Genomic DNA, 22,105 nt, shown 5'->3' with positions numbered 1-22,105 from the left:
CTACCGCCCGCGCTCAGTCCCCGGCCGGCGGGCCGTCGTCGGTCGTCGCGTCGCCCGCGTCGGCCGCCTCCTCGGGCACGTCGTGGGTCCACCGCGGCTCTATCTCGCGGTTCGCCATCACGATCCGGTCGCCGGCGTCGGTGTCGATCCGAGTCTTCCGGAGCTCGATCGCGGCGACCGTGCCGGTCACGCCCTTCGCCTCGACCCGGTAGCCGACGTTGAAGTCGGGGTCGCGGAGGAGGTAGACGCCCGCGACCGTGTCCTCGATCATCTCGGAGAGCGCGTAGGAGACGCCCAGCGCGATGAAGCCGACCGCGGTCCCGAGACTCGCAGCGATGTCGCCCATCCCGAGTACCTTCAGGAACGTGAGGGCGACGCCGAACCACAGGAAGATGGCCACGAGCGTGACGATGAGGTCCCCCACGAGTTCGCGGTCGCCGATGTACACCCGACTGATCGACGAGCGGACGAGCGCGAGGACGACTCGCACCGTCACGTAGGCCAACCCGAGGAACACCACCCCGGAGAGCAGCCGCGGAATCGCGACGGCCAACCCATCGACGAAGTTCGTGAACGACTGTCGCAAGAGCGACGGGAGCGCGGTCATGGCGCGCACGAGGACGGCCGCCGGTGAAAAACTGACGGGGGCGGAGCCGTTTGCCGTTCCGGTTCCCGTCCCCCGCCCCGCCAAGCGCAACGCCTGTAAGCCCGCGGAGAGAGGGGATTCGTATGACCGTCTGTGAGGCGCCGGGGAAGGTGTACCTCTTCGGCGAACACGCCGTCGTCTACGGCGAGCCCGCCGTGCCGGCCGCGATCGAGCGACGCGCCACCGTGACCGCCGAACCGCGGTCGGACGGCCACGTCCGCGTCGAGGCCGAGGACCTCTCCCTCGACGGGTTCACCGTGGAGTACTCCGGCGGCACCGGCGACCGACCCGACGTCGACGTGCCGACGCCGCTGGTCGAGGCCGCGATGGGGTACGTCGACGCCGCGGTCGAGCAGGCGCGCGACGCGGCGGACGCGCCCGACGCCGGCTTCGACATCGCCGTCGAGAGCGACATCCCGCTCGGGGCCGGTCTCGGCTCGTCGGCGGCCGTCGTCGTCGCCGGCATCGACGCCGCGACCCGGGCGCTCGGCGAGCCGCTCGACCGCCGGGAGCTGGCCGACCGCGCGTACCGCGCCGAGTACGAGGTGCAGGACGGGCAGGCCTCTCGCGCCGACACGTTCTGCTCGACCACGGGCGGCGCGGTCCGGGTCGAGGGCGACGACTGCGAGCCGATCGAGGCACCGAACCTCCCGCTCGTCGTCGGCTTCGACGGCGGCGCCGGCGACACCGGCGAGCTCGTGGCCGGCGTCGGCGCGCTCCGCGAGGAGTACGGGTTCGCGGCCGACGCCGTCGAGTCGATCGGCGACCTCGTCCGGACCGGCGAGGCGCTGCTGGCGGACGCCGAGCCCGGGGGGGAGCCGTCGCCGGCGCTGCTCGCCCAACTCGGCGAGCTGATGGACTTCAACCACGGCCTGCTCTCTGCGCTCGGCGTCTCGGCGCGGTCGCTCGACGCGATGGTGTGGGCCGCCCGCGACGCCGGCGCCCACGGCGCGAAGCTCACCGGCGCGGGCGGGGGCGGCTGCGTCGTCGCGCTCGACGCGAGCGACGCGACGGAGACCGCGCTCTCGTTCACGCAGGGCTGCGAGGAGGCGTTCCGCGCCGAGCTGGCGACGGAGGGCGTCCGGGTGGTGGAGCCGTGAGCGCGGACTCCGGGGCGGGCGAGACGGACCCCGTCCCCCCCGTCGTGCTCAAGCTCGGTGGGAGCCTCATCACGGAGAAGGACCGGCCGGAGACGCTCGACGAGGGCGCCCTCGCGGTCGCCTGCGACGCGGTCGCCGACGCGCTCGACGACGGCGCGGTCGACCGGCTCGCCGTCGTCCACGGCGGCGGGAGCTTCGGCCACCACCACGCCAGCGAGCACGGGGTGTCGACGACCTCGGGGACCCGCGACGCAGGCGCGGTGGCCGCGGTCCACGGCGCGATGAAGCGGCTGAACGCGCACGTGTTAGAGCGGCTGCGCGACCGCGACGTGCCGGCGGTGCCCGTCCACCCGCTGTCGCTCGGGGCGCGAGCGGAGGGCGCGGACGGCGACCTCGACCTGCCGCTCTCGTCGACGGCGACGCTGCTCGGCGAGGGGTTCGTCCCGGTGCTCCACGGCGACGGGGTCGCGACCGCGGGCGAGGGGGTCACCGTCGTCTCCGGCGACGAGCTGGTCGTCGAGCTCGCGGCCGGCCTCGGCGCTCGCCGGGTCGGCGTCTGCTCGACCGTCCCGGGCGTCCTCGACGCCGACGGCGACGTGATCTCCGCGATCGACGACTTCGACGCGGTCGCCGACGCGCTCGGCGCGAGCGACGCGACCGACGTCTCCGGCGGGATGGCCGGGAAGGTGCGGGAGCTCCTGGCGCTCGACGCCCCGGCGCACGTGTTCGGCGCCGACGGGCTGGCGCCGTTCCTGCGCGGTGAGGACGCCGGAACCCGGATCGACTGACCGGCGTCGGCGCCCCTCGTTCGGGCCCGTACAGAACCCTTATTCGCCCCACCGCCCTCCTCCCGGGCATGAACGAAGCGGACGTGCGGGAGCGGCTCGCGGACGTGCAGGACCCCGACCTGGGGGACGACATCGTCTCGCTCGGCCTCGTGAACGACGTCGTCGTCGACGAGGGCGCGGGGGAGGTCCGCGTGTCGCTCGCGCTCGGCGCGCCCTTCTCGCCGCACGAGTCCGAGATCGCCGAGGCCGTCCGCGAGGCGCTCGCCGACACCGGGTACGACGTTGAGCTGTCGGCGTCGATCCCGGACGGGCTGGACGCGGACGAGCAGGTGCTCCCCGGCGTGAAGAACGTGATCGCGGTCGCCTCCGGGAAAGGCGGGGTCGGAAAGTCGACGATGGCCGTCAACGTCGCCGCGGGGCTCTCGGAACTCGGCGCGCGCGTCGGCCTGTTCGACGCCGACGTGTACGGGCCGAACGTCCCCCGGATGGTCTCGGCCGAGGAGCGCCCGGAGACCGACGGCGAGACGATCGTCCCGCCCGAGCGCTTCGGGGTGAAGCTGATGAGCATGGACTTCCTCACCGGCGAGGACGACCCGGTCATCTGGCGCGGGCCGATGGTCCACAAGATCATCACGCAGCTCGTCGAGGACGTGGAGTGGGGCGAGCTCGACTACCTCGTGATGGACCTGCCGCCGGGCACCGGCGACACCCAGCTCACCATCCTCCAGACGCTCCCGCTGACGGGGGCGGTGATCGTCACGACCCCGCAGGAGGTCGCGCTTGACGACGCGGTGAAGGGGCTCCGGATGTTCGGCAAACACGACACGAACGTCCTCGGTATCGCCGAGAACATGGCCGGCTTTCGCTGTCCGGACTGCGGCGGCTTCCACGAGATATTCGGCTCCGGCGGCGGGAAGGCGCTCGCACAGGAGCACGAGCTCCCGTTCCTCGGCGGCGTCCCGCTCGATCCCGCCGTCCGGACCGGCGGCGACGACGGCGAGCCGGTCGTCCTGGAGGAGGGCGAGACCGCGGACGCGTTCCGGGTGATCGTCGAGAACGTCGCCAACAACGCCGGAGTCGTGCGCCGACGCGGGGTGAGCGAGGGGCGATGAGCGGGGAGCGAAGCGAGTCGAACGGCGACGGCGACGGCGACGACGGCAATCCCACCGACTCCCTCGACGCCGCCGGCGTCGACCCGGTCGTCCCGGACGCCGTCGCCGACGCGGCGGACGAGGAGTTCCCCGACGACGAGGAGGTCCGCGCGTTCCTCCGCGAGGTCGCGGCCGACGTGCGCGGCGACAGCTCCGAGAGCAAGCAGCTCTCGGCGATCCTCTACCGCGTGTCGGACTTATACGACTCCGACGAGCAGACTTCGCCCGAAGAGATCTACCTGAACGTCCGGCACATCATGCGGATCAAGGCGGAAGGCGGACTCCGTCGCTGAGACCCGCGCGACGAGGGCAGGCGCCTCGCCGTCGCCGATCAGTCGTCCGAATCGGTCGCCGCGGCGGGTTCGATCGGCCGCTCGTCCAGCGGCGTCGCCTCGTCGACGACATCTGCCAGGCCGAGCCGATCGAGGCTCTCCGGCGTCGGGAGGCCGCGCGGCCCCCAGCCGCGCGCCGCGTAGTACCGGTCCAGCAGGCGGTCGAACGCGTCGCCGTCGACGCCGGGCGTCCCGTCGGCCGCGGCCGAACCGAGCGGCGCGGGGAGCGCGTCGTCCGCGCGGTCGAACCCCTCGCGGGCGTTGAACAGCCGGGTGAGCGTCCAGATCCGCTCGCCGGTCGTCGCGAGCGCGACGTCCGACCTGGCCGCCGAGTCGGGGTCATCGCCGGCGGCCGGGTGGTCGATCGCCGCGAGCCACTCCGCGCCGAGGTCGGTCCAGACCGCCTCGCCGACGAAGTCGTCGACGACGAGGCTCCACAGCACGGAGCGGGCGTTCTGCTCGCCGACCACGCTCCGCACCAGGTCGGCGGCCGATCGCTCGCCGCCGACGAACGGTTCGCTGTCCTGCGGTCGCGCGCGCCGGTGACACGCCCCGCGGTCGCTCGTCGCGTACGCGAGCGCGACCCCGACCGCGGCGCGCGGGTCGAAGCCCGGCAGCGCCATCGACTTCACCGTGGGCACCACCCCCTCGCCGCCGAACCGCGCCGCGGCGGCGTCGATCCCGTCCGCGAGCGCCTCCGGGAGGTCGGGGTCGACGTCGAGGTCGTCCGGGGCCTCGCGTGCCGCGATGGCCTCCAACAGTCGTTCGGCGCCGTCCGCGTCGCCGAACGAGACCGAGCAGTCGACGATCCCCGCCTCCCCGGCGCGGACCGCCCACGCGACCGCGCTGCCCGCCCCGATCACGTCGAGGCCGAGCCGGTCGCAGACCCCGCAGAGTTCGACGACGCGGTCGAAGTCGTCGATCCCCAGCCCCGCACCGAGCGTGATCGGCGCCGCGCCGCGCGGGACCACCTCGCCGTCGGCCGTGTCGATCCGGAAGCCGCCGGGGACGACCGGCTCGCCGCCCCCGGGGCGTTCCGGGTCGCCGGCCCGCCGGTCGCCGACCCGCTCGCGTCCCGTCGCGCGCTCTATCGCGGCCTCGACGCCGATGTCGTCGGTTCCCTCGAACCCGGTCTCCGTCCACCCCTCCGCGGCGAGGATCCCGACCTCGTTCGCATAGTCGACCGTCTCGACCGTCTCGCCCGCCGCCTGCCACTCCCCGGTCGGATCCCGCTCGTACGCCGCCGCGTCACGGTCGCGGAGGGCCGCGAGGTCGTCCGGGACCGTCGGCGGGGGACCGCGGGCGACGACGGCCTTCAGTCGCTTCCCGCCCATCACGGCGCCGGCGCCGCCGCGGCCCGCGTGGTGGGCGCCGCCGTCGCTCGCGACCGTCGCGTAGGCCGCCTCGCGCTCGCCGGCCGGACCGACGCAGGCGACCCCGGCGTCCGGGAACCGCTCGGCGAGCGCGGCGGCGTCGGCGCCCCACGCGTCGCTCGGCTCGATCCTGGCGCGGCCCTCCTCGATCTCAATCCGGACCGGGCGGTCGGCGACGCCGGTGACGAGCAGGCCGAGGCAGTCCCCCAGCGAGCCCGCGAGTCGATCGGCGAAGTCGCCGCCGGCGTACGAGTCGAGGAAGCCGCCGGTGAGCGGGGACTTCGTCACCGCGGCGTATCGCGTCTCGCCGGGGAGGTACCCCGCGAGCGGGCCGACGAGGAAGCCGAGGAGGTTCGCCGGTCCCGTCGGGTCCGTCCCCGGGGACAGCTCCTCGTAGAGGTAGCGCACTCCGAGCCCCTTCCCGCCGAGGTAGTCGCGCCGCCAGCCGCGCGGGACGCGCTCGCGGGCGGTCTCGCCGGTCGAGAGGTCGACGCGGAGGACGCGGGTTCGGCTTCGGATCATCCAGACGCCCTGCGCGGCGGAGACGTATCAATCTGTTCGGCACCCAGATCGGCCGACCGCCCGTCCCGACCCCGTCGACCGACCGTCAGAGTGAGGCCTACGGCGGCCGAACGAGCGGGCATGGACCTGACGACCGCGCTCGACGCCCGCGACGCGACCGTCTGCGCCGTCGGCGCGGGCGGCAAGAAGTCGACGCTGTTCGCGCTCGCCGATCGACTCGACCGGTCGGTCGTGACCGCCAGCGTCCGGATACCGATCTTCGACGACCGCGTCACCGCGGTGCGCGTGACCGGGGACCCGGTCGCCGCGATCGAGGGCGCCGACGCCGGCGACTGGCCGCTCGGTCTGGTTCCCGAGCGCGAGCGGTCGGACCGGTACCTCGGGTACGACGTCGACACCGTCGCCGAGATCGCCGACGCCGCACCGGGTGCGACGCTCGTGAAGGCGGACGGCGCGCGGCTCCGGGAGTTCAAGGCGCCGGGCGACCGCGAGCCGCAGATCCCGTCGAACGCGGACGTCGTCGTCCCGATAGCGAGCGCGCACGTCGTCGGCGAACCCCTCACCGAGGAACTCGTCCACCGGCCGGAGGAGGTCGCCGCGATCACGGGTCGCGAGATCGGGTCGGAGATCCGCCCCGCGGACGTCGCGACCGTCCTCGCGAGCCCGGCCGGCGGGCTGAAGGGCGTCCCCGGCGACGCGACCGCGGTCCCGGTGGTGAACAAGGTCGACGACGAAGGGGACGTGGACGCGGCCTGGAAGATCGCGAGAGAGATCCTCTTCCGTGCGAATGTGCCGCGCGTCCTCCTCACGCGCCTGATTGCGGACGATCCGGTCGTCGAGGTCGTGGAGTAGACCGCTACGAACCCTCCTCGGAAAGGCGTCCGCCGACGACTGAGCGGCGACTCCCTCACACGGATTCCTCCAGCACCGTCTCGTCGCCGTGACGGACGGCGACGCGCTCCGGGACGGCCGCCTCGGTGAAGGTGACGGCGACCTCGTACGGGTGCGGCTGGGCGATATCCGAGCACGCGTTTCCGTCCCACTCGGGGTCGTCCTCGGTGGTGAGCAGAAACAGGAGCCGTCCCTCGCCGAGGCTCGCCTCGGTGAGGGACGGCTCGGTAACACTCCCGCGACCCGGCGAGCAGCCGACCCCTGACGGTAACGCGCGGCGGTTCGGCGTCGACCGCGCGAACCAGGACGGCGGCGTCGTTCGCGATCGGCTCGTCAGGGGCGAACTCCCCGGTGTGTTCGCGCCGGAACGTCACCTCTGCGCCGTCGATTTCCCTGGGGTCGTCGGTCCACGGCGGGGTGGAACAGCCGGCCAGCGGGGCGGATGAGACGGTGGCCGCGGACGCGAGGAGGGCTCTGCGGTGCACGTCGCGGGCCACGCGGAGCGCCGTGAAGTGTCTTGTGCGGGCGGGAGTGGGGCCGGGACCCCTGCGGAGCGCGATCGGTCGCCACCGCCGCATCCGAAACCACTATCCCCGATCCGGCGAATTCCCAGACATGGACTGGCCACACGACCCCGACGGCGAGCAGGGGAGCGAGGGCATGCGGCAGTACGGCCACGCCGTGCTCGCGAAGAAGATCGACGAGGAGGAGGACTTCCCGCTCACGGCCGCGGAGTACGTCGAGCAGTACGGCGACCACCCGATCCGGATCGACTACGAGACGGTCGTCTCGGTCGAGGAGATCTTCGAGAACGTCGAGCAAGAGGAGTTCGCGGACTTCGTCGAGTTCCACCAAGAGCTCGGCCGGGCGATGCGCGAGAACGGCTACTGGTTCTACGAGGGCGCCGAGCAGTTCGTCGACGGCAGCGCTTAACACGCGTTTTTTGAGTCCGATGTGGTTCTTTTTGAGTGGTCCTCAGTCGGTTGTTCGTAAATAGCTGACCGTGGATCGGCGGCGAATACCTCCAAAGCCCCAGCCGGGAGGCGGGCGAACGCTCGCTGTGCTCCTCGTCACTCGCTCCACTCGTTCCTGCGGTGCTTGCATCGCCTGCGCCCGCCTCCCGGCTGCCCCTTTGAGTCCCGCCCGACCGCACAGCACCGCGGCCTCACGCCTCCCCAGCCTCGTCAGTCGCCGTCGCTTCGCTCCGGCGACTGACTCCCTCGCGCGTGCTGACTCGCGGCCGCCGAGGGCGGCCGCTCGCAGGCACGCGCCACCGCGGTCCTTTCCTGTCGCTCGTCGAGCGCTCGACTCTTTTAAGAACGCCCGGGGCGACCGAGCCACCATGGACCACGAGCGGATCGCCGTCCTCGCCCACGAGAAGTTCCCCGACCGCGCGAAGACCGCCATCGGCGTGTTGCGGTACGGCGACCAAGACGTGCGGGCCGTCCTCGACCGCGACCGCGCCGGCGACCGTGTCCGGGACCACGTCCCGGACGCGGCGGACGCGCCGATCGTCGCGTCGTTCGCGGACGCGCACGCGGCCGCCGACGGCGACCTCGACGCCCTCTACATCGGAATCTCGCCCATCGGCGGCGCCTTCGACGAGTCGTGGCGGTCGGATGTCGAGGCCGCGATCGAGGCCGGCTGCGACGTGGTGAGCGGGCTCCACTACTTCTTGAACGAGGACGAGGGGCTGGCCGCGCTGGCCGACGAGCACGGCGTCGACCTCGTCGACGTCCGGAAGCCGGACGACGACCTCACGGTCGCGACGGGGGGTTCGGGCGACGTCGACGCCGACGTGGTGTGCACGGTCGGCACCGACTGCTCGGTCGGGAAGATGACGGCGTCGCTGGAGATCGTCGCCGCCGCCCGCGAGCGCGGGATCGACGCCGCGTTCGTCCCGACGGGACAGACCGGGATCATGATCGCCGGGTGGGGGAACCCGATCGATCGGGTCGTCGCCGACTTCGCCGCCGGCGCGGTCGAGGACATGCTGGTCGAGGCGGGCGACGACCACGACCTCCTCGTCGTCGAGGGACAGGGGAGCATCGTCCACCCCGCCTACTCCGCGGTCACCTGCGGGATCCTCCACGGGTCGATGGCGGACGGCCTCGTCCTCTGTCACGCCGCGGGCCGCGAGGCGATCCACGGCTACGAGTCGTTCTCGCTCCCCCCGATCGGGGAGTACGTCGACCTCTACCAGGGGCTCGCGGCGCCCGTCAGCGAGGCGAGCGTCGTCGCCGGCGCGCTCAACACGAAGGACGTCGACGAAGACGACGCGGCCGCCGACGCGGTCGCGGAGTTCACGGACGCGGTCGGAGCCCCCGCGGCCGACCCGGTCAGGGACGGCGCCGACGCGATCGTCGACGGGATCGTCGACGCGGGGCTCGGCGAGCGATGACCCTCGACACCGAGTTCGAGCGGGTCTCGCTTCCGCTGGAGGACCCGTTCACGATCGCCCGCGGCACCCAGAGCGAGGCGGAGAACGTGATCGTCCGGATCGCGGACGACGCCGGGATGACCGGCGTCGGCGGGGCCGCGCCCTCGGCGCACTACGGCGAGACCGCGGCCACGGTCGAGGCGGTGCTGCCGGAGCTCCTCTCGGTCGTCGAGGCGGTCGACGACCCGCACGCGATCCGCGAGATCGAGTCCGGGATGGCGGCCGCGATCGGCGACAATCCGGCAGCTCGCGCCGCCGTCTCGATCGCGGTCCACGACCTCGCCGCGAAGCGGCTCGGCGTCCCCCTCCACCGCCTCTGGGGGCTCGACCCGTCGACCGCGCCGGCGACCTCCTACACCGTCGGGCTCGACGAGACGGAGCGCGTCCGCGAGAAGGCCGCGGCCGCGGTCGAGGCCGGCTACCCGGTCCTCAAGATCAAGCTCGGCACCGACCGGGACCGCGAGCTGATCGACGCCGTCCGCGAGGCCGCGCCGGACGCCCGGGTCCGCGTCGACGCGAACGAGGCGTGGACCCCTCGCGAGGCGGTCGAGAAGACCGCGTGGCTCGCGGACCGCGACGTGGAGTTCGTCGAGCAGCCGGTGCCCGCCGAAGACCCGGAGGGGCTCCGGTTCGTCCACGAGCGCTCGGCGCTCCCGATCGCCGCCGACGAGTCGTGCGTCACGCTCTCGGACGTCCCAGCGATCGCCGACCGCTGCGACATCGCGAACCTGAAGCTGATGAAGACCGGCGGGCTGCCTGAGGCGCGGCGGATGATCGCCGCCGCGCGGGCGCACGGGCTGGAGGTGATGTGCGGCTGCATGATCGAGTCGAACGCGTCGATCGCGGCGGCCGCGCAGCTCGCGCCCCTCCTCGACTACGCCGATATCGACGGTTCGCTGCTGCTCGCCGACGACCCGTACGACGGTATCGCCCTCCCGAACGGCGAGATCCGGCTCGCCGACCAGGACCGCGCGGGGACCGGCGCGCGCCTCGCGTCGGAGTAAGGAACCGAAAGGGGGGACGGGAGAAGGCGGGGACTGCGGGGACCGAACGCAGGTCGGACGTGACCTCAGTTCCGCGGCTCGTCGGCCTCGGATTCGGACTCCTCTAACTCGACGTCGAGCTCCTCGTCGAGGTCGGCTTCCGCGGAGCTGCCGTCACCGTCGAGGTCCGCCTCAAGGTCGTCCGAGTCAATCTCGGACTCGATGTCGGCCAGCTCGTCGTCGACGTCCTCGTCGCTGACGGCGTCGCCGCCGCTCGACGATCCGCCCTTGCCGAGCTCTCCCTTGAGGGTCTCCAGCTCGGCGTCGACCTCGCTGTTCGTCGAGAGGCTCTCCAGCTCGCGGTCGATGCTGTCCTTGTCGGAGAGCGCGTCCTCGAACGCGCCGGAGTCCTCCAGCTCGTCCATCGCCTCCGCGCGCGCCTCCATCTCTTCGGTGCGCTCCTCGGCGCGCTCGATGGACCGGCTCACGTCCTCCATCTCGTCGCCGACGCCCGTCATCGCCTCGGAGACGCGCGAGGACGCCTCGGCGGCCTCGTACCGCGCCTTCATCGTCTCCTTCTTCGTGCGGAACTCCTCGATGCGGTTCTGGAGCTTGTTCTTCTTCTCGACAAGCTGCTCTTGGGTGTCGTTCAGCTTCGCGATCTGGCCCTCCAGCTCCTCGATCTGCGTCATCTTCGACTTCTTCTTCTCCAGGGCCTTCCGCGCGAGGTCGTCGCGGTCCTGCTGGACCGCCTCGCGGGCCTGTCGGTTGTGCTTCTCGACGTTCTCCTCCAGTTTGCGCTTCTGGATCTCCAGGCGCTTCTTCTGGGTCGTCAGGTCGGCGATTCCCTGCTTGACATCTTGGAGCTCGTCGCGCATCTGTTCGTACGAGTAGTCGAGCGACTCCGTCGGATCCTCCGCCCGGTTCAGGAGGGCGTTCACCTTCGAGCGGATGACGTAGGAGGCGCGCGAGAGGATTCCCATGTCCGGTCATACGCGTTCCACCCGTTAAAACCTCATGTGGTTCGCGTCCCCGGAAACGGGCCGGCCCGCCCGCGAACACGCGTCTCGAGGAGTCGCTCGCGCGAGTTCGCGCCGGCGGGCGTCGCTTCCTGAAGACTTATCGGGGGGGTTGTGCTATCCGTGCGCATGGATATCGGCGTACTGACGGTTCCGCTCGGCGGTGAACCGATCGAGGACGCGGTCGCGTACCTCGACTCAATCGGCGTCGACGCGGTCGAACTCGGCGTCGGCGGGTGGCCGGGAGCGACCCACGTCGACCGCGAGGCCCTCCTCTCCGACGAGGGCGCGCGCGACGACCTTCTCGGGCTGCTCGACGAGCACGGCCTGCGGATCTCCGCCCTGGCGACCCACAACAACCCGCTCCACCCCGACGAGGGACACGCGGCCGAGGCCGACCGCGAGCTCCGCGAGGCGATCGAGCTGGCCGACCGACTGGATGTCGACGCGGTGACCTGCTTCTCCGGGCTCCCCGCGGGCGCGCCCGGCGACTCGACGCCGAACTGGATCACCGCGCCGTGGCCGACCGAGCACGCCGAGGCCCTCGACTACCAGTGGGACGAGGTCGCGGTCCCCTACTGGGAGGACCTCGCGAAACACGCCGACCACCACGGCGTCGACGTCGCCATCGAGATGCACCCGAACATGCTCGTCTACGAGCCGACCGGGCTGCTCGCGCTGCGCGAGGCGACGAACGAGCGGATCGGCGCCAACTTCGACCCCTCGCACCTCTACTGGCAGGGGATCGACGTGACGGAAGCGATCCGGTTCCTCGGCGAGCGCGACGCGATCCACCACTTCCACGCCAAGGACACCAAGGTGTACGACGCGAACGCCCGCGTGAAAGGCGTGCTCGACACGGCGGGCTACACCGAGGAGGCCGACCGCTCGTGGCTGTTCCGCTCGCTCGGTTACGGCCACGACGAGGCCCACTGGAAGGACGTCGTCTCGACGCTCCGGATGGTCGGCTACGAGGGCGCGCTCTCGATCGAGCACGAGGACTCGCTCACCTCCTCGCGCGAGGGGTTAGAGAAGGCGGTCGACGTGCTCGACCGCGCCGTCTTCGAGACGCGACCGGGCGACGCGTACTGGGCGGAGTGAGCGGGAGGACGAGATCACGATGACACGGGAACCACTGAAGATCGGCGTGCTGGGGTATCGGTTCATGGGGAAGGCGCACGCGAACGCGCTGGCGAGACTGCCGATGTTCTTCCCGGACGCGCCCGCAGTCGAGCGCCACACGCTCGTCGGGCGCGACGAGGCGGCGCTCGCCGACGCCGCGGACCGGTTCGGCTTCGCGCACACGGCGACCGACTGGGCCGAGGCGATCGACGAGGTGGACGTCTTCTACAACCTCGGCCCGAACCACGTCCACGCCGAGCCGTCGATCGCGGCGCTCGAAGCGGGAGTCCCCGTCCTCTGCGAGAAGCCGCTCGCGCCGACCCTCGACGAGGCGGCGGCCATGCGCGACGCCGCGGCCGCCGCCGACGTGCCCGCCGGCACCGCCTTCAACTACCGGTTCGTCCCGGCGATCCGCTACGCGAAGGGACTGATCGAGGACGGCGAACTCGGCGAGATCCGCCAGGTTCGGGGGCGGTACCTTCAGGACTGGCTCGCCGACCCCGACGCGCCGTGGGCGTGGCGGCTGGACGCCGAGATGGCGGGCTCCGGCGCGCTCGGCGACCTCGGCGCACACACGATCGACCTCGTCGACTTCCTCGTCGGCGACGAGGTGGGCGAAATCGACCGGCTCTCCGGCCACCTGCAGACGTTCGTCGACGAGCGCCCCGTCTACGAGGACGGCGACGACGGCGCGGTCGAGGAGTACCGCGACGTGACCGTCGACGACGCCTACTCCGCGCAGGTCGCCTACGAGTCGGGCGCGACGGGCACCTTCGAGGCGACCCGGTTCGCGAACGGCCACAAGAACGATCACACGGTCGAGGTCCACGGCTCGAAGGGGAGCCTGAAGTTCTCCTTGGAGCGACTCAACGAGCTGGAGGTGCTCCGCGAGGGCGACCGCGGCTTCCAGACGGTCCTCGTCACCGACGAGACGGACCCGTACGTCGACCGGTGGTGGCCCCCCGGCCACGTCATCGGGTGGGAGCACACCTTCGTCCACGAGAACTACGAGTTCCTCACCGCGGTCGCAGAGGGCGGCGAGTTCTCGCCGTCGTTCGCCGAGGGGTACGCGGTACAGGAGGTCCTCGCCGCGATCGAGCGCTCCGACGAGCGCGGCGAGTGGGTGAGCGTCGAGTAGCGGCGCGGCCCGGTCCGATTCGCCGCCCCGCTCTCAGAACCCGCCCCCGCCGCCGGCGAGCGGGTCCGCCGCCGCTCCGCCCTCCTCGGCCCACTCGTCGACCTCGGACTCCTCGCCGTTGTAGGTACCGAGGGTCTCGCGGGTGTCGAACGCCACCGGCTCCCAGACCACGTCGAACTGCTCGTTCCCGGTCGCGTTCGGGACGACCACGCGGTCGCCGGGCTCGACGACGCCGTCGCCGGGCCAGGCGCCGAACTCCACCTCGCCGTCGGGGTCCTCACCGCGGACGTACAGCTCCTCGGCGGGGACGGGTTCGGGGCCGGCGGCGACGACGACGAGCTCGCCGCCGTCGGGCTCGACCTGGAACTCGGCGTCCGGCGGCGCGACCCCGTCGATCAGGCCGAACATCGCGGCCCCGACGACCGCCAGCAGGAGGACGACGACGCCGACGAGCAGCCCCGTGCCGGCTATCGGGGTGAATCCTCGCTCGTCGTTCCGGAAGGCGCGCATTCGACTACCGCTCCGCGCGCCCCGGTATAAGGGTTTACCCGCCGCTTATCAGACGGGAGAACGAGCCCTCGGCGGTCGCTCGGACTGGGTCGATGCGCGGACCGCTCCCGAACCGGAACCGGGTTATCCCACCCGACCGAAGGGGGCACGTGACATCGTGGATCGAGGACCCGGCGGGGGGACGAGCCCGGGGGCCGCGCGGGCTCGCTCGCGCCTGGGTCGAGGCTCTCGTCCGGCCGCGTCGCCTCTTCGCGAACGGCGTGGCCCCGGGGGATCAGGCGCCCGCGCTTACGTTCGCCGTCGCCGTCGCCGCCGCGTTCGCGCTCGGCTGGATGGTCGCTGATCCCTCCGTCATCCCCGGAATCGTCGCGTCGGTACCCGTCTCGGCGCTCGTCGCCTTCCTCGTCGTGGTCGCGCTCGCGGCCCCGGTGGGACTCCACCTGACCGCGGCGGTCGCGACGGTGAGCGTCGTCGTCGCCAGCGTCGAGGTGCGCGGCGGGCTCGGGATCCGCGACCGTGGCGGGGTCAGCGAGACCGTGCAGGTGGTCGCGTACGCCAGCTCGCCGATGGCGCTCGCCGGGCCGCCCGTCCCGGCGCTGCGGATCGCCTGCGGCGCGTACGCGGCCGTCCTGCTGCTGCTCGGCTTCCGGACCGTCCACGGGACCTCGTGGCCGCGCACGCTCGTCGCCGGGGTCCCGCCGGCGCTGCTCGGCTACGGCGTCGGCTACCGCGTGATCGCGTCGGCCCGGACGCTGTTCGCGTGACCCCCGCGGGCGGCCGTTTTCGAAGCGTAGCTCCCGCGAGGCTTTCGACAACCGTTTTAGGCCCGAGGCTCTCGGTGTACTCAAATGGGATCCTGTATCATCTGTGGCGTCGACGTCGACGGCGGCGGGCGCATCTGCGACCCGCACCAGGAGGACGTCGTCTTCGACTTCCGCGGAAACTCCCCCGACCAGCTCGTTCCGGACCGGTTCTATCGCGGCGTCGTCGACGGCTACGCCGAGTTCGGCGTGTTCGTCGACCTCGCTCCCGGCGTGACCGGGCTGCTCCACCGCTCCGAGCTCGACCGCCGGCTCGACAGCCTCGACTGGGAGCCGGGCGACGAGGTGTTCGTCCAGGTGAAGGGCGTCCGCGACAACGGGAACATCGACCTCGGGTGGTCGATCCGACAGGCCGACCGCGAGTTCCGGGGCGTGCTCGTCCAGGACGGCGACACCGAGCACCTGCCGGAGGCGGACGCGGACGACGAAGAAACGACCGACGACGCGACGACCGACGAGGAAGCGAACCGCGCCGACGCGACCGAGGACGACGAGCCGAACGCCGAGGGCGACGCGGACGAGTCGGCCGACGCGGACGAGACCGAGGTCGTCGACGAAGGGGCGGACGAACTCGGCGGCGAGGCCGACGAGATCGACGAGGACGCGGGCGCCGCCGATGAGGTTGCTGGCGACGACGCGACCGACTCCGCCGGAGACGGCGACGCGGAACCGGTCGCGAGCGAGACGGCCGACACGGCGGCAGACGACGAGACCGACGAGCCCGACGACCTCGACGACGACCGCGAGCGCGTCGAGATCGGCACCCTCTCCGAGGCCGTCGGCGACGCGGTGCGGATCGACGGCGAGGTCGTCGGGGTCCGACAGACCGGCGGGCCGACCGTCTTCGAGGTGCGCGACGAGACCGGCGTCGTCGACGTGGCGGCGTTCGTCGAGCCGGGCGTCCGCGCGTACCCGGACGTCGAGGTCGGCGACGCGGTGCGGATCGACGGCGAGGTCGAGAGCCACCGGGGCGACGTGCAGGTCGAGTCCGAGGCGCTCGTCCTCTTAGAGGGCGAGGCCACCGAGGCGGTCCGCCGCCGGCTCGCCGAGGCGCTGACCGACGAGGCGCGCCCCGAGGGGCTCCAGCCGCTCGGGGGCGACGAGGCGGTCGCGCAGCTCGCCGACGGGCTGCTCGACGCCGCGGAGGCGGTCCGGCGCGCCGTCCTCGAATCGCGTCCGATCGTCGTGCGCCATCCCGCCACCGCCGACGGCTACGTCGCCGGCGCGGCGGTCGAGCGCGCCGTGCTCCCGCTGATCCGCGACGAGCACGCCAAGAGCGACGCCGAGTACCACTACTTCACCCGCCGCCCGCTCGACGACCCCGTCTACGGGATGGACGCGGCGACGAACGACGCGACCCGCATGCTGCAGGACCGCGACCGCCACGACGAGAAGCTCCCGCTGTTCCTCCTCGTCGGCACCGGTTCGACGGTCGAGTCGGCGGACGGCATCGACCTGCTCTCCGTCTACGGCGTCGACGCGGTCGTCGTCGACGCCGAAGTCGCCGACCCCGAGACCCGCGAGGCGGTCGACACGCTCGTCTCCCCGGAGATCGACGGGGTCGACGCCGACCTCTCGACGGGCGCGCTCGTGGCCTCGCTGGCCTCCGCGGTCAACGACGAGGTCCGCGCCGACCTGCGCCACCTCCCGGCCGTGAGCTACTGGGACGAGGCGCCGGACCGCTACGTCGACCTCGCCCGCGAGGCGGGCTACGACGTCGAGCGCGTCGCGGAGCTCCGGGAGGCGGTCGCGCTGGAGGCGTACTACCAGTCGTACCAGGACAAGCGGGAGCTCGTCGCCGACCTCCTCTTCGAGGACGGCGGGAACCTCGCCGCGCACGTCTCCGAGCAGTTCCGCGAGAAGCTGGAGACCGAGGTCGAGACCGCGACCGCCAACGTCGTCACCGAGGCGGTCGACGGCGTCGAGTTCGACGTGCTCGACACGGACGGCTACACCCACCGCTACGACTTCCCGCCGACGCCGCTCCTGCTCGACGACCTCCACCGTCGGCGCGCGAACGGCGAGGCGCACGCGACCGTCGGCATCGGCACCGACGAGCTGTACCTCCGGACGAGCGAGGCGGTCTCCGTGCGCGACGTGGCCGAGCGCGCGGCCGAGCTCGCGCCGGCCGCCGACGTCGCGACGGCCGGGCTCCGCGAGGGGAAGATCGAGTTCCTCTCCGGCGAGCGCGACGCGGTCGAGGACGCCGTCGTCGCCGCCGTCGCCGAGGCGTTCTGAGCGGCCCGCCGCCCCGTCCGCACCCGCCGACGCGCTCACCGGCGCGTGAACGGCCCGGGCGGGAGGATGAGGTCGTCGAGTTCGGCGAGGTGTTTCACGTTGAAGACGATCTTCAGCTCGTCGCTCAGCGGGTAGCCGTTACACGAGAGCCGGAACCCCCGCTCCGCGAGATCGTCGGGCATGATGTGGTTGGCCGGCTGCGAGAGCTCGCCCTCGACGAGGTACACCGCGCAGTTCGCGCAGGCCCCGCCCCGACAGGAGAACGGCCACCCGAACCCGCGGTTCTCGGCGGCCTCCAGCAGGCTCTCGTCCGGCTCGACGAGCAGGCGCCCGTGCTCGGCCGCGTCGAGGTCCGCGTGCGACGCCTTCCGGAACAGGTCGTCGTCGTCGAGCGACCAGCCGTAGTCGGCGAGGGCGTCGTAGTCGAGGAACTCGACGCGCACGGGGTCCACCTCGGCGGCGTCGCCCTCGTCGTCGGTCAGGTCGACGTCGGCGACCGCGGCGGCGTCGCCCTCGTCGCCGTTTCGGCTCCCCTCGTCGATCTCGCGGTAGGCGCGCCTGACGAGCTGGAACTCCTCGACGGTCCCCCCCTGATCGGGGTGGGCCTCCTTCACCCGGTCGCGGTAGGCGCGCTCGATCGCGGCCTCGACGGCGTCCTCGTCGACGTCCAACACCTCGAACGGCGAGACCATTCGCTACCGAATCGTAGTCGGCTGACGCACATAAACGCCCCACAATGCGGCAGCGTCGGGAGGCGGATCGGGGGGGTCGCGCGGGTCGCCGCCGGGCTGGGTCGGGCGCCCGAGTCGATGGTTTAAGAGCCGCGACGCCGAGGGATCGCGTAATGGGAAACGCGGACCTGCGCGACCTCGCGGCCATCCGCGACGTCGCCTTCGAGGAGATCGAGGGGAGCGTCGTCGCCGTCGACGCGCACAACTGGCTGTACCGGTACCTCACGACGACGGTGAAGTGGACGTCCGAGGAGAAGTACACCACCGCCGACGGCGTCGAGGTCGCGAACCTGATCGGCGTCGTACAGGGGCTCCCGAAGTTCTTCGAGCACGACCTGATCCCGGTCATGGTGTTCGACGGCGCCGTCACCGATCTGAAGGCCGACGAGGTCGCCGACCGCCGGGAGAAGCGCGAGCGGGCGGAGGAGCGACGGGCCGCGGCCGAGGAGCGCGGGGATGCGGTGGAGGCCGCCCGGTTGGAGGCCCGCACCCAGCGGCTCACCGACGCGATTCAGGAGACGACCCGCGAGCTGCTCTCGCTGTTGGACGTGCCGATCGTCGAGGCGCCCGCCGAGGGCGAGGCGCAGTGCGCCCGCATGGCCGCGACGGGGACCGTCGACCACGCCGGCAGCGAGGACTACGACACGCTGCTGTTCGGCGCCCCGACCACGCTCCGCCAGCTCACGAGCAAGGGCGACCCGGAGCTGATGGAGCTCGCGGCGACGCTCGACGAGCTCGGCCTGGACCGCCAGGGGCTGATCGACGTCGCCATGCTCTGTGGCACCGACTTCAACGAGGGCGTCCACGGCGTCGGGCCGAAGACCGCGGTGACGGCGGTGAAGGAGCACGGCGACCTCTGGGGCGTCCTCGACGCGCGCGACGCCGAGATCCCGAACGCGGCCGAGATCCGCGAGCTGTTCATGGACCCGCCGGCGACCGACGTCGACGTCGACGCCGACGTGAACCCCGACGTGGCGGCCGCCCGCGCCTACGTCGTCGACGAGTGGGGGGTCGCGGCCGACGAGGTCGAACGCGGGTTCGAGCGCATCGAGGAGTCGCAGGTACAGACCGGGCTCGACCGGTGGTCGTGAGCGGGCGTCCGAGTCGGGCCTGACTCCCCGCGGCTCGCCGCGTCGCGGACGAGACACGGACGCGACGGCGATCCGGTGGCCGCGAACATACCTTTTATTTCCCCTCGCGGGAAGGGTGACTCACACGTGTCGTGGACCACTTCTCGACCGCGGATATCGCCGGCCGGCCGCTCGCGGGAGCGGGCCCGTCGCCTCCCGCGGGGCGACGCGGGGGAGGTCGGTCGGATCGCACCGACCCAGCCGAGTGTCCCACGACGACCCCTTTCACCAATGAGCTTCGAAGTTCCCGACGAGCTACGGTACCTGGAATCGCACGAGTGGACCACGACCGGCGGCGACACCGTCCGGGTCGGCGTCTCCGACTTCGCGCAGGACGAGCTCGGCGACGTCGTCTTCGTCGAGCTCCCGGAGGTCGGCGACGAGGTGACCGCCGGCGAGGCGTTCGGCGTCGTCGAGTCGATCAAGGCCGTCTCGGACCTGTACTCGCCCGTCTCCGGCGAGGTCGTCGCCGTCAACGAGGCCCTGTTCGACCGGCCGGAGCTCGTCAACGAGGACCCGTACGGCGACGGCTGGATGCTGGAGGTCGACCCCGTCGACGGCGGCGACGCCGACGGGATCCTCGACGCCGACGAGTACGACGCGCAGATCGCGTAGCGGACGCGGACCACGGAACGAACCGAGTCCCCGGAGCGGGACTCGCCAGCGGACACACGACCATGACCACGCCACCCTTCGACGGACGACCCGGAACCGGACGACAGAGCCACGGCGGACGCGCGGGATCGGGCCGGCACGCGGAAACGGGCCGGCGCCCGGGAGCGAGCCGATGAGCGGGACGAGCGGCACCCCGTACGCGCCCCACACCGACGCCGAGACCGCGGCGATGCTCGACGCGATCGGCGTCGACGACGAGGAGGCGCTGTTCGACATCCCCGACGACGTCGCCTTCGACGGCGAGTTCGGGATCGAGCCGCGCACGGAGCGGGAGATCCGCGCGGAGTGCTCGCGGATCCTCGGGCGGAACGACGACCTGACCGAGTTCCTCGGCCGCGGCCACTACGGCCACTACGTGCCGAGCGTCGTCGACCACCTCTCGGACCGCGCGGAGTTCCTCACGAGCTACACCCAGTACCAGCCGGAGATCTCGCAGGGGTTCCTCCAGGCGCTGTTCGAGTACCAGTCGATGCTCGTCGAACTGACGGGGCTCCCGGTCGCGAACTGCTCGATGTACGACGCCGCGACCGCCCTCGGCGAGGCGGCGACGCTGGCCGACCGCGTCCGGTCGACCACGGGCGAGACCGTCCTCGTCCCCGAGCAGCTCCGAGAGGGGAAACGGGAGGTGCTCGCGAACTACTGCGACGGCGCCGACCTGACCGTCGAGCCGTACCCGATGGCCGACGGCAACGCCGACGTCGACGCCCTCGCCGACCGCGTCGGCGACGACGTCGTCATGGTGTACGCCGAGAGCCCGACGGTCCGCGGCTGCGTCGAGGAGCGCCTCGGCGCGGTCGGCGATCTCGCGGCCGACGGCGACGCGCTGTTCGTCCTCGGGTCGGACGTCGTCTCGCTCGCCGTCTTGGAGGAGCCGGCGAGCGTCGGCGCCGACGTGGTCGTCGGCGAGGCGAGCGCCCTCGGGCTCCCGACCGCCGACGGGATGGGGCTCGGGATCTTCGCCTGCAGCGACGAGTTCCTCCGGCAGGTTCCGGGACGGCTCGTCGGCGCGAGCGAGGACGCCGACGGCGACCGCGCGTTCACGCTCACGCTCCAGACCCGCGAACAGCACATCCGGAAGGAGCGGGCGACCTCGAACATCTGCACGAACCAGGCGTGGGTGGCGCTCCGCGCGGCGATCCACGCGGCGACGCTCGGTCCGGACGGCCTCGTCGACCTCGCGAACGACTGCGTCCGCGAGGCGACCGCGCTCGCCGCCCGACTCGACGAGGTTGACGGCGCCGTCGCGCCGGTCCACGACCGCCACCACCTCCGCGAGTTCGCCGTGCGCGTCGACCAGCCGGCCGCGGCGGTCGCCGAGGACCTGGAGGCCGAGGGGTTCGCCGTCCACGTCATCGGCGAGCACCGCCTGCAGGTGTGCGTGACCGACCTCAACGCCGGGCGGGCGGACGACTTGGTCGCGGCGTTCGAGGAGGTGATCTGAGTGATCCACGACCAGGCCAACTACGAGCGCGAGACCGAGGACGTCCGGGAGCCGCTGCTCTCGGAGAAGGGCGAAGAGAGCGTCGACGTCGGCGCGGACTCCCCGCTGCCGGACGACCTGACCCGCGACGAACTCACGCTCCCGGCGCCGTCGGAGCCGGAGATCGCCCGCCACTACACCCGGCTCTCGCAGATGAACTGGGCGATCGACGCCGGGCCGTACCCGCTCGGGAGCTGCACGATGAAGTACAACCCGAAGTTCACCGAGGACGTCGCCGCCGACCCGAACGCGGCCGTCCACCCGGACCGCTCCGAGCGGTCGACGCAGGGGACCCTCGAACTCCGATACCGGCTCCAGGAGTTCCTGGCGGAGGTCGGCGGCATGGACGCTGTGACGCTCCAGCCGCCAGCGGGCGCGGCGGGCGAGCTCACCGGCATCCTCGTCGCGAAGGCGTACCACGAGCACCGCGGCAACGACCGGTCCGAGGTCGTGATCCCGGCCTCGGCGCACGGGACGAACTTCGCGACCGCGGCGACCGCCGGCTACGACGTGGTCGAGCTCCCCTCCGGCGACGACGGCCGCGTCGACGTCGAGGCGCTGGAGGCGGCCGTCGGCGACGACACCGCCGCGCTCATGCTCACGAACCCGAACACGGTCGGGCTCTTCGAGCGCGACATCACGGAGATCGCCGACATCGTCCACGACGCGGGCGGACTGCTCTACTACGACGGCGCGAACCTCAACGCCCTGCTCGGCCGCGGCCGCCCCGGCGACATGGGGTTCGACGTGATGCATTACAACGTCCACAAGACGTTCGCGACGCCCCACGGCGGCGGCGGCCCCGGCGCCGGCCCGGTCGGCGTCGTCGACGAGTTAGCCGAGTTCCTCCCGACCCCGCAGGTCCGCGAGAACGAGACCGCGAGCGGGTACGAGCGCTTCGAGCCGGAGCACACGATCGGGAAGGTTCACGGGTTCGCCGGCAACTGGCTCGTCCTAGTCAAGGCGTACGCGTACATCGCCCGCCTCGGCGACGAGGGGCTCGCGGACGCGGCCG

At 72.3% G+C, this 22,105-nt stretch carries 22 protein-coding genes; 17 read left to right on the top strand and 5 right to left on the bottom strand.

What is annotated here, in order from left to right; translation table 11 throughout:
- Positions 1-13: 13 nt before the first annotated feature.
- Positions 14-607: a mechanosensitive ion channel domain-containing protein gene (locus tag SD626R_RS05830; RefSeq protein ID WP_092564708.1), complete on the bottom strand. Its 594-nt coding sequence runs from the start codon at positions 605-607 to the stop codon at positions 14-16.
- Between the two features lie 122 nt (positions 608-729).
- Between SD626R_RS05830 and mvk the strand changes: the two genes are divergently transcribed.
- The 4 genes from mvk to SD626R_RS05810 all read left to right on the top strand — a co-directional run bounded on the left by mvk (position 730) and on the right by SD626R_RS05810 (position 3,978).
- Positions 730-1,746 carry a mevalonate kinase gene (gene mvk / locus SD626R_RS05825; protein ID WP_092564706.1) on the top strand — a complete coding sequence of 339 codons (1,017 nt, stop codon included), beginning with the start codon at positions 730-732 and terminating at the stop codon, positions 1,744-1,746.
- The gene (locus SD626R_RS05820) at positions 1,743-2,534 is read left to right on the top strand and encodes an isopentenyl phosphate kinase (RefSeq protein WP_092564704.1); all 792 of its coding nucleotides are present in this window, start codon (positions 1,743-1,745) and stop codon (positions 2,532-2,534) included. The genes mvk and SD626R_RS05820 overlap by 4 nt, the downstream gene beginning before the upstream one ends.
- A 68-nt stretch (positions 2,535-2,602) precedes the next feature.
- Complete coding sequence (locus tag SD626R_RS05815; RefSeq protein WP_092564702.1) at positions 2,603-3,646, top strand: Mrp/NBP35 family ATP-binding protein; 1,044 nt, start codon at positions 2,603-2,605, stop codon at positions 3,644-3,646.
- Complete coding sequence (locus tag SD626R_RS05810) at positions 3,643-3,978, top strand: DUF7976 family protein (RefSeq protein ID WP_092564700.1); 336 nt, start codon at positions 3,643-3,645, stop codon at positions 3,976-3,978. Before SD626R_RS05815 ends, SD626R_RS05810 begins: the two co-directional genes overlap by 4 nt.
- 38 nt (positions 3,979-4,016) lie before the next feature.
- Here the strand turns inward: SD626R_RS05810 and SD626R_RS05805 are convergent, their stop codons facing one another.
- Positions 4,017-5,912: an aldehyde ferredoxin oxidoreductase family protein gene (locus SD626R_RS05805; protein ID WP_092564698.1), complete on the bottom strand. Its 1,896-nt coding sequence runs from the start codon at positions 5,910-5,912 to the stop codon at positions 4,017-4,019.
- Between the two features lie 120 nt (positions 5,913-6,032).
- On the opposite strand from SD626R_RS05805, the gene yqeC reads away from it, so the two are divergent.
- From yqeC to SD626R_RS05780, 5 genes are all read left to right on the top strand, one after another.
- A complete protein-coding gene (yqeC, locus tag SD626R_RS05800; RefSeq protein ID WP_092564696.1) occupies positions 6,033-6,764 on the top strand; it encodes a selenium cofactor biosynthesis protein YqeC in 732 nt (243 codons plus the stop codon).
- Positions 6,765-6,852: 88 nt separating this feature from the next.
- Positions 6,853-7,068, top strand: a complete 216-nt coding sequence (locus SD626R_RS16750; RefSeq protein WP_176697282.1) for a hypothetical protein — start codon at positions 6,853-6,855, stop codon at positions 7,066-7,068.
- Positions 7,069-7,418: 350 nt separating this feature from the next.
- Positions 7,419-7,736, top strand: a complete 318-nt coding sequence (locus SD626R_RS05790) for a DUF5785 family protein (protein WP_006628044.1) — start codon at positions 7,419-7,421, stop codon at positions 7,734-7,736.
- A gap of 409 nt (positions 7,737-8,145) precedes the next feature.
- Positions 8,146-9,204 carry an N-acetyltransferase DgcN family protein gene (locus tag SD626R_RS05785; RefSeq protein WP_092564694.1) on the top strand — a complete coding sequence of 353 codons (1,059 nt, stop codon included), beginning with the start codon at positions 8,146-8,148 and terminating at the stop codon, positions 9,202-9,204.
- On the top strand, positions 9,201-10,247 hold the full coding sequence (locus SD626R_RS05780) for a dipeptide epimerase (protein WP_092564692.1): 1,047 nt from the start codon (positions 9,201-9,203) through the stop codon (positions 10,245-10,247). The genes SD626R_RS05785 and SD626R_RS05780 overlap by 4 nt, the downstream gene beginning before the upstream one ends.
- 65 nt (positions 10,248-10,312) lie before the next feature.
- On the opposite strand, the gene SD626R_RS05775 is transcribed toward SD626R_RS05780, so the two are convergent.
- Positions 10,313-11,209, bottom strand: coding sequence for a PspA/IM30 family protein (locus SD626R_RS05775; RefSeq protein ID WP_092564690.1), 897 nt, complete (start codon positions 11,207-11,209; stop codon positions 10,313-10,315).
- Positions 11,210-11,374: 165 nt separating this feature from the next.
- Between SD626R_RS05775 and SD626R_RS05770 the strand changes: the two genes are divergently transcribed.
- A complete protein-coding gene (locus tag SD626R_RS05770; protein WP_092564688.1) occupies positions 11,375-12,346 on the top strand; it encodes a sugar phosphate isomerase/epimerase family protein in 972 nt (323 codons plus the stop codon).
- A gap of 19 nt (positions 12,347-12,365) precedes the next feature.
- Positions 12,366-13,505, top strand: coding sequence for a Gfo/Idh/MocA family protein (locus tag SD626R_RS05765; protein WP_092564686.1), 1,140 nt, complete (start codon positions 12,366-12,368; stop codon positions 13,503-13,505).
- 33 nt (positions 13,506-13,538) lie between these two features.
- On the opposite strand, the gene SD626R_RS05760 is transcribed toward SD626R_RS05765, so the two are convergent.
- Positions 13,539-14,015 carry a type IV pilin domain-containing protein gene (locus SD626R_RS05760; protein ID WP_092564684.1) on the bottom strand — a complete coding sequence of 159 codons (477 nt, stop codon included), beginning with the start codon at positions 14,013-14,015 and terminating at the stop codon, positions 13,539-13,541.
- A 149-nt stretch (positions 14,016-14,164) separates the two neighbouring features.
- Between SD626R_RS05760 and SD626R_RS05755 the strand changes: the two genes are divergently transcribed.
- Positions 14,165-14,779 carry a YIP1 family protein gene (locus tag SD626R_RS05755; protein WP_092564682.1) on the top strand — a complete coding sequence of 205 codons (615 nt, stop codon included), beginning with the start codon at positions 14,165-14,167 and terminating at the stop codon, positions 14,777-14,779.
- An 84-nt stretch (positions 14,780-14,863) separates the two neighbouring features.
- Complete coding sequence (locus SD626R_RS05750; protein WP_092564680.1) at positions 14,864-17,074, top strand: DHH family phosphoesterase; 2,211 nt, start codon at positions 14,864-14,866, stop codon at positions 17,072-17,074.
- Positions 17,075-17,109: 35 nt separating this feature from the next.
- Here SD626R_RS05750 and fer read toward each other — a convergent pair whose 3' ends face one another.
- Positions 17,110-17,766, bottom strand: coding sequence for a ferredoxin Fer (fer, locus tag SD626R_RS05745; protein ID WP_092564679.1), 657 nt, complete (start codon positions 17,764-17,766; stop codon positions 17,110-17,112).
- Positions 17,767-17,918: 152 nt separating this feature from the next.
- On the opposite strand from fer, the gene fen reads away from it, so the two are divergent.
- The 4 genes from fen to gcvPB form a co-directional block, all read left to right on the top strand.
- Positions 17,919-18,896, top strand: coding sequence for a flap endonuclease-1 (fen, locus tag SD626R_RS05740; protein WP_092564676.1), 978 nt, complete (start codon positions 17,919-17,921; stop codon positions 18,894-18,896).
- A gap of 270 nt (positions 18,897-19,166) precedes the next feature.
- Entirely contained in the window at positions 19,167-19,550 is a 384-nt protein-coding gene (gcvH, locus tag SD626R_RS05735; RefSeq protein WP_092564674.1) for a glycine cleavage system protein GcvH, read from the top strand.
- 172 nt (positions 19,551-19,722) lie between these two features.
- Positions 19,723-21,051 (top strand): aminomethyl-transferring glycine dehydrogenase subunit GcvPA, encoded by a 1,329-nt coding sequence (gene gcvPA, locus SD626R_RS05730; RefSeq protein WP_092564672.1) that lies wholly within the window; start codon positions 19,723-19,725, stop codon positions 21,049-21,051.
- A partial coding sequence (gcvPB, locus tag SD626R_RS05725; protein ID WP_092564670.1) for an aminomethyl-transferring glycine dehydrogenase subunit GcvPB occupies positions 21,052-22,105 on the top strand: 1,054 nt, incomplete at its 3' end.

This window comes from Halorubrum sp. SD626R, assembly GCF_001261915.1.
Lineage (GTDB): Archaea > Halobacteriota > Halobacteria > Halobacteriales > Haloferacaceae > Halorubrum.
The sequence above is the reverse complement of the archived record's forward strand: the minus strand, read 5'-3'. Positions and strand labels throughout refer to the sequence as shown.

Excerpts from the sequence above, each read along its gene's own strand:
- SD626R_RS05830 (WP_092564708.1), bottom strand. The coding sequence starts at position 607 with ATGACCGCGCTCCCGTCGCTCTTGCGACAGTCGTTCACGAACTTCGTC.
- mvk (WP_092564706.1), top strand. The coding sequence starts at position 730 with ATGACCGTCTGTGAGGCGCCGGGGAAGGTGTACCTCTTCGGCGAACAC.
- SD626R_RS05815 (WP_092564702.1), top strand. The coding sequence starts at position 2,603 with ATGAACGAAGCGGACGTGCGGGAGCGGCTCGCGGACGTGCAGGACCCC.
- SD626R_RS05810 (WP_092564700.1), top strand. The coding sequence starts at position 3,643 with ATGAGCGGGGAGCGAAGCGAGTCGAACGGCGACGGCGACGGCGACGAC.
- SD626R_RS05805 (WP_092564698.1), bottom strand. The coding sequence starts at position 5,912 with ATGATCCGAAGCCGAACCCGCGTCCTCCGCGTCGACCTCTCGACCGGC.
- yqeC (WP_092564696.1), top strand. The coding sequence starts at position 6,033 with ATGGACCTGACGACCGCGCTCGACGCCCGCGACGCGACCGTCTGCGCC.
- SD626R_RS05790 (WP_006628044.1), top strand. The coding sequence starts at position 7,419 with ATGGACTGGCCACACGACCCCGACGGCGAGCAGGGGAGCGAGGGCATG.
- SD626R_RS05785 (WP_092564694.1), top strand. The coding sequence starts at position 8,146 with ATGGACCACGAGCGGATCGCCGTCCTCGCCCACGAGAAGTTCCCCGAC.
- SD626R_RS05780 (WP_092564692.1), top strand. The coding sequence starts at position 9,201 with ATGACCCTCGACACCGAGTTCGAGCGGGTCTCGCTTCCGCTGGAGGAC.
- SD626R_RS05775 (WP_092564690.1), bottom strand. The coding sequence starts at position 11,209 with ATGGGAATCCTCTCGCGCGCCTCCTACGTCATCCGCTCGAAGGTGAAC.
- SD626R_RS05770 (WP_092564688.1), top strand. The coding sequence starts at position 11,375 with ATGGATATCGGCGTACTGACGGTTCCGCTCGGCGGTGAACCGATCGAG.
- SD626R_RS05765 (WP_092564686.1), top strand. The coding sequence starts at position 12,366 with ATGACACGGGAACCACTGAAGATCGGCGTGCTGGGGTATCGGTTCATG.
- SD626R_RS05760 (WP_092564684.1), bottom strand. The coding sequence starts at position 14,015 with ATGCGCGCCTTCCGGAACGACGAGCGAGGATTCACCCCGATAGCCGGC.
- SD626R_RS05750 (WP_092564680.1), top strand. The coding sequence starts at position 14,864 with ATGGGATCCTGTATCATCTGTGGCGTCGACGTCGACGGCGGCGGGCGC.
- fer (WP_092564679.1), bottom strand. The coding sequence starts at position 17,766 with ATGGTCTCGCCGTTCGAGGTGTTGGACGTCGACGAGGACGCCGTCGAG.
- fen (WP_092564676.1), top strand. The coding sequence starts at position 17,919 with ATGGGAAACGCGGACCTGCGCGACCTCGCGGCCATCCGCGACGTCGCC.
- gcvH (WP_092564674.1), top strand. The coding sequence starts at position 19,167 with ATGAGCTTCGAAGTTCCCGACGAGCTACGGTACCTGGAATCGCACGAG.
- gcvPA (WP_092564672.1), top strand. The coding sequence starts at position 19,723 with ATGAGCGGGACGAGCGGCACCCCGTACGCGCCCCACACCGACGCCGAG.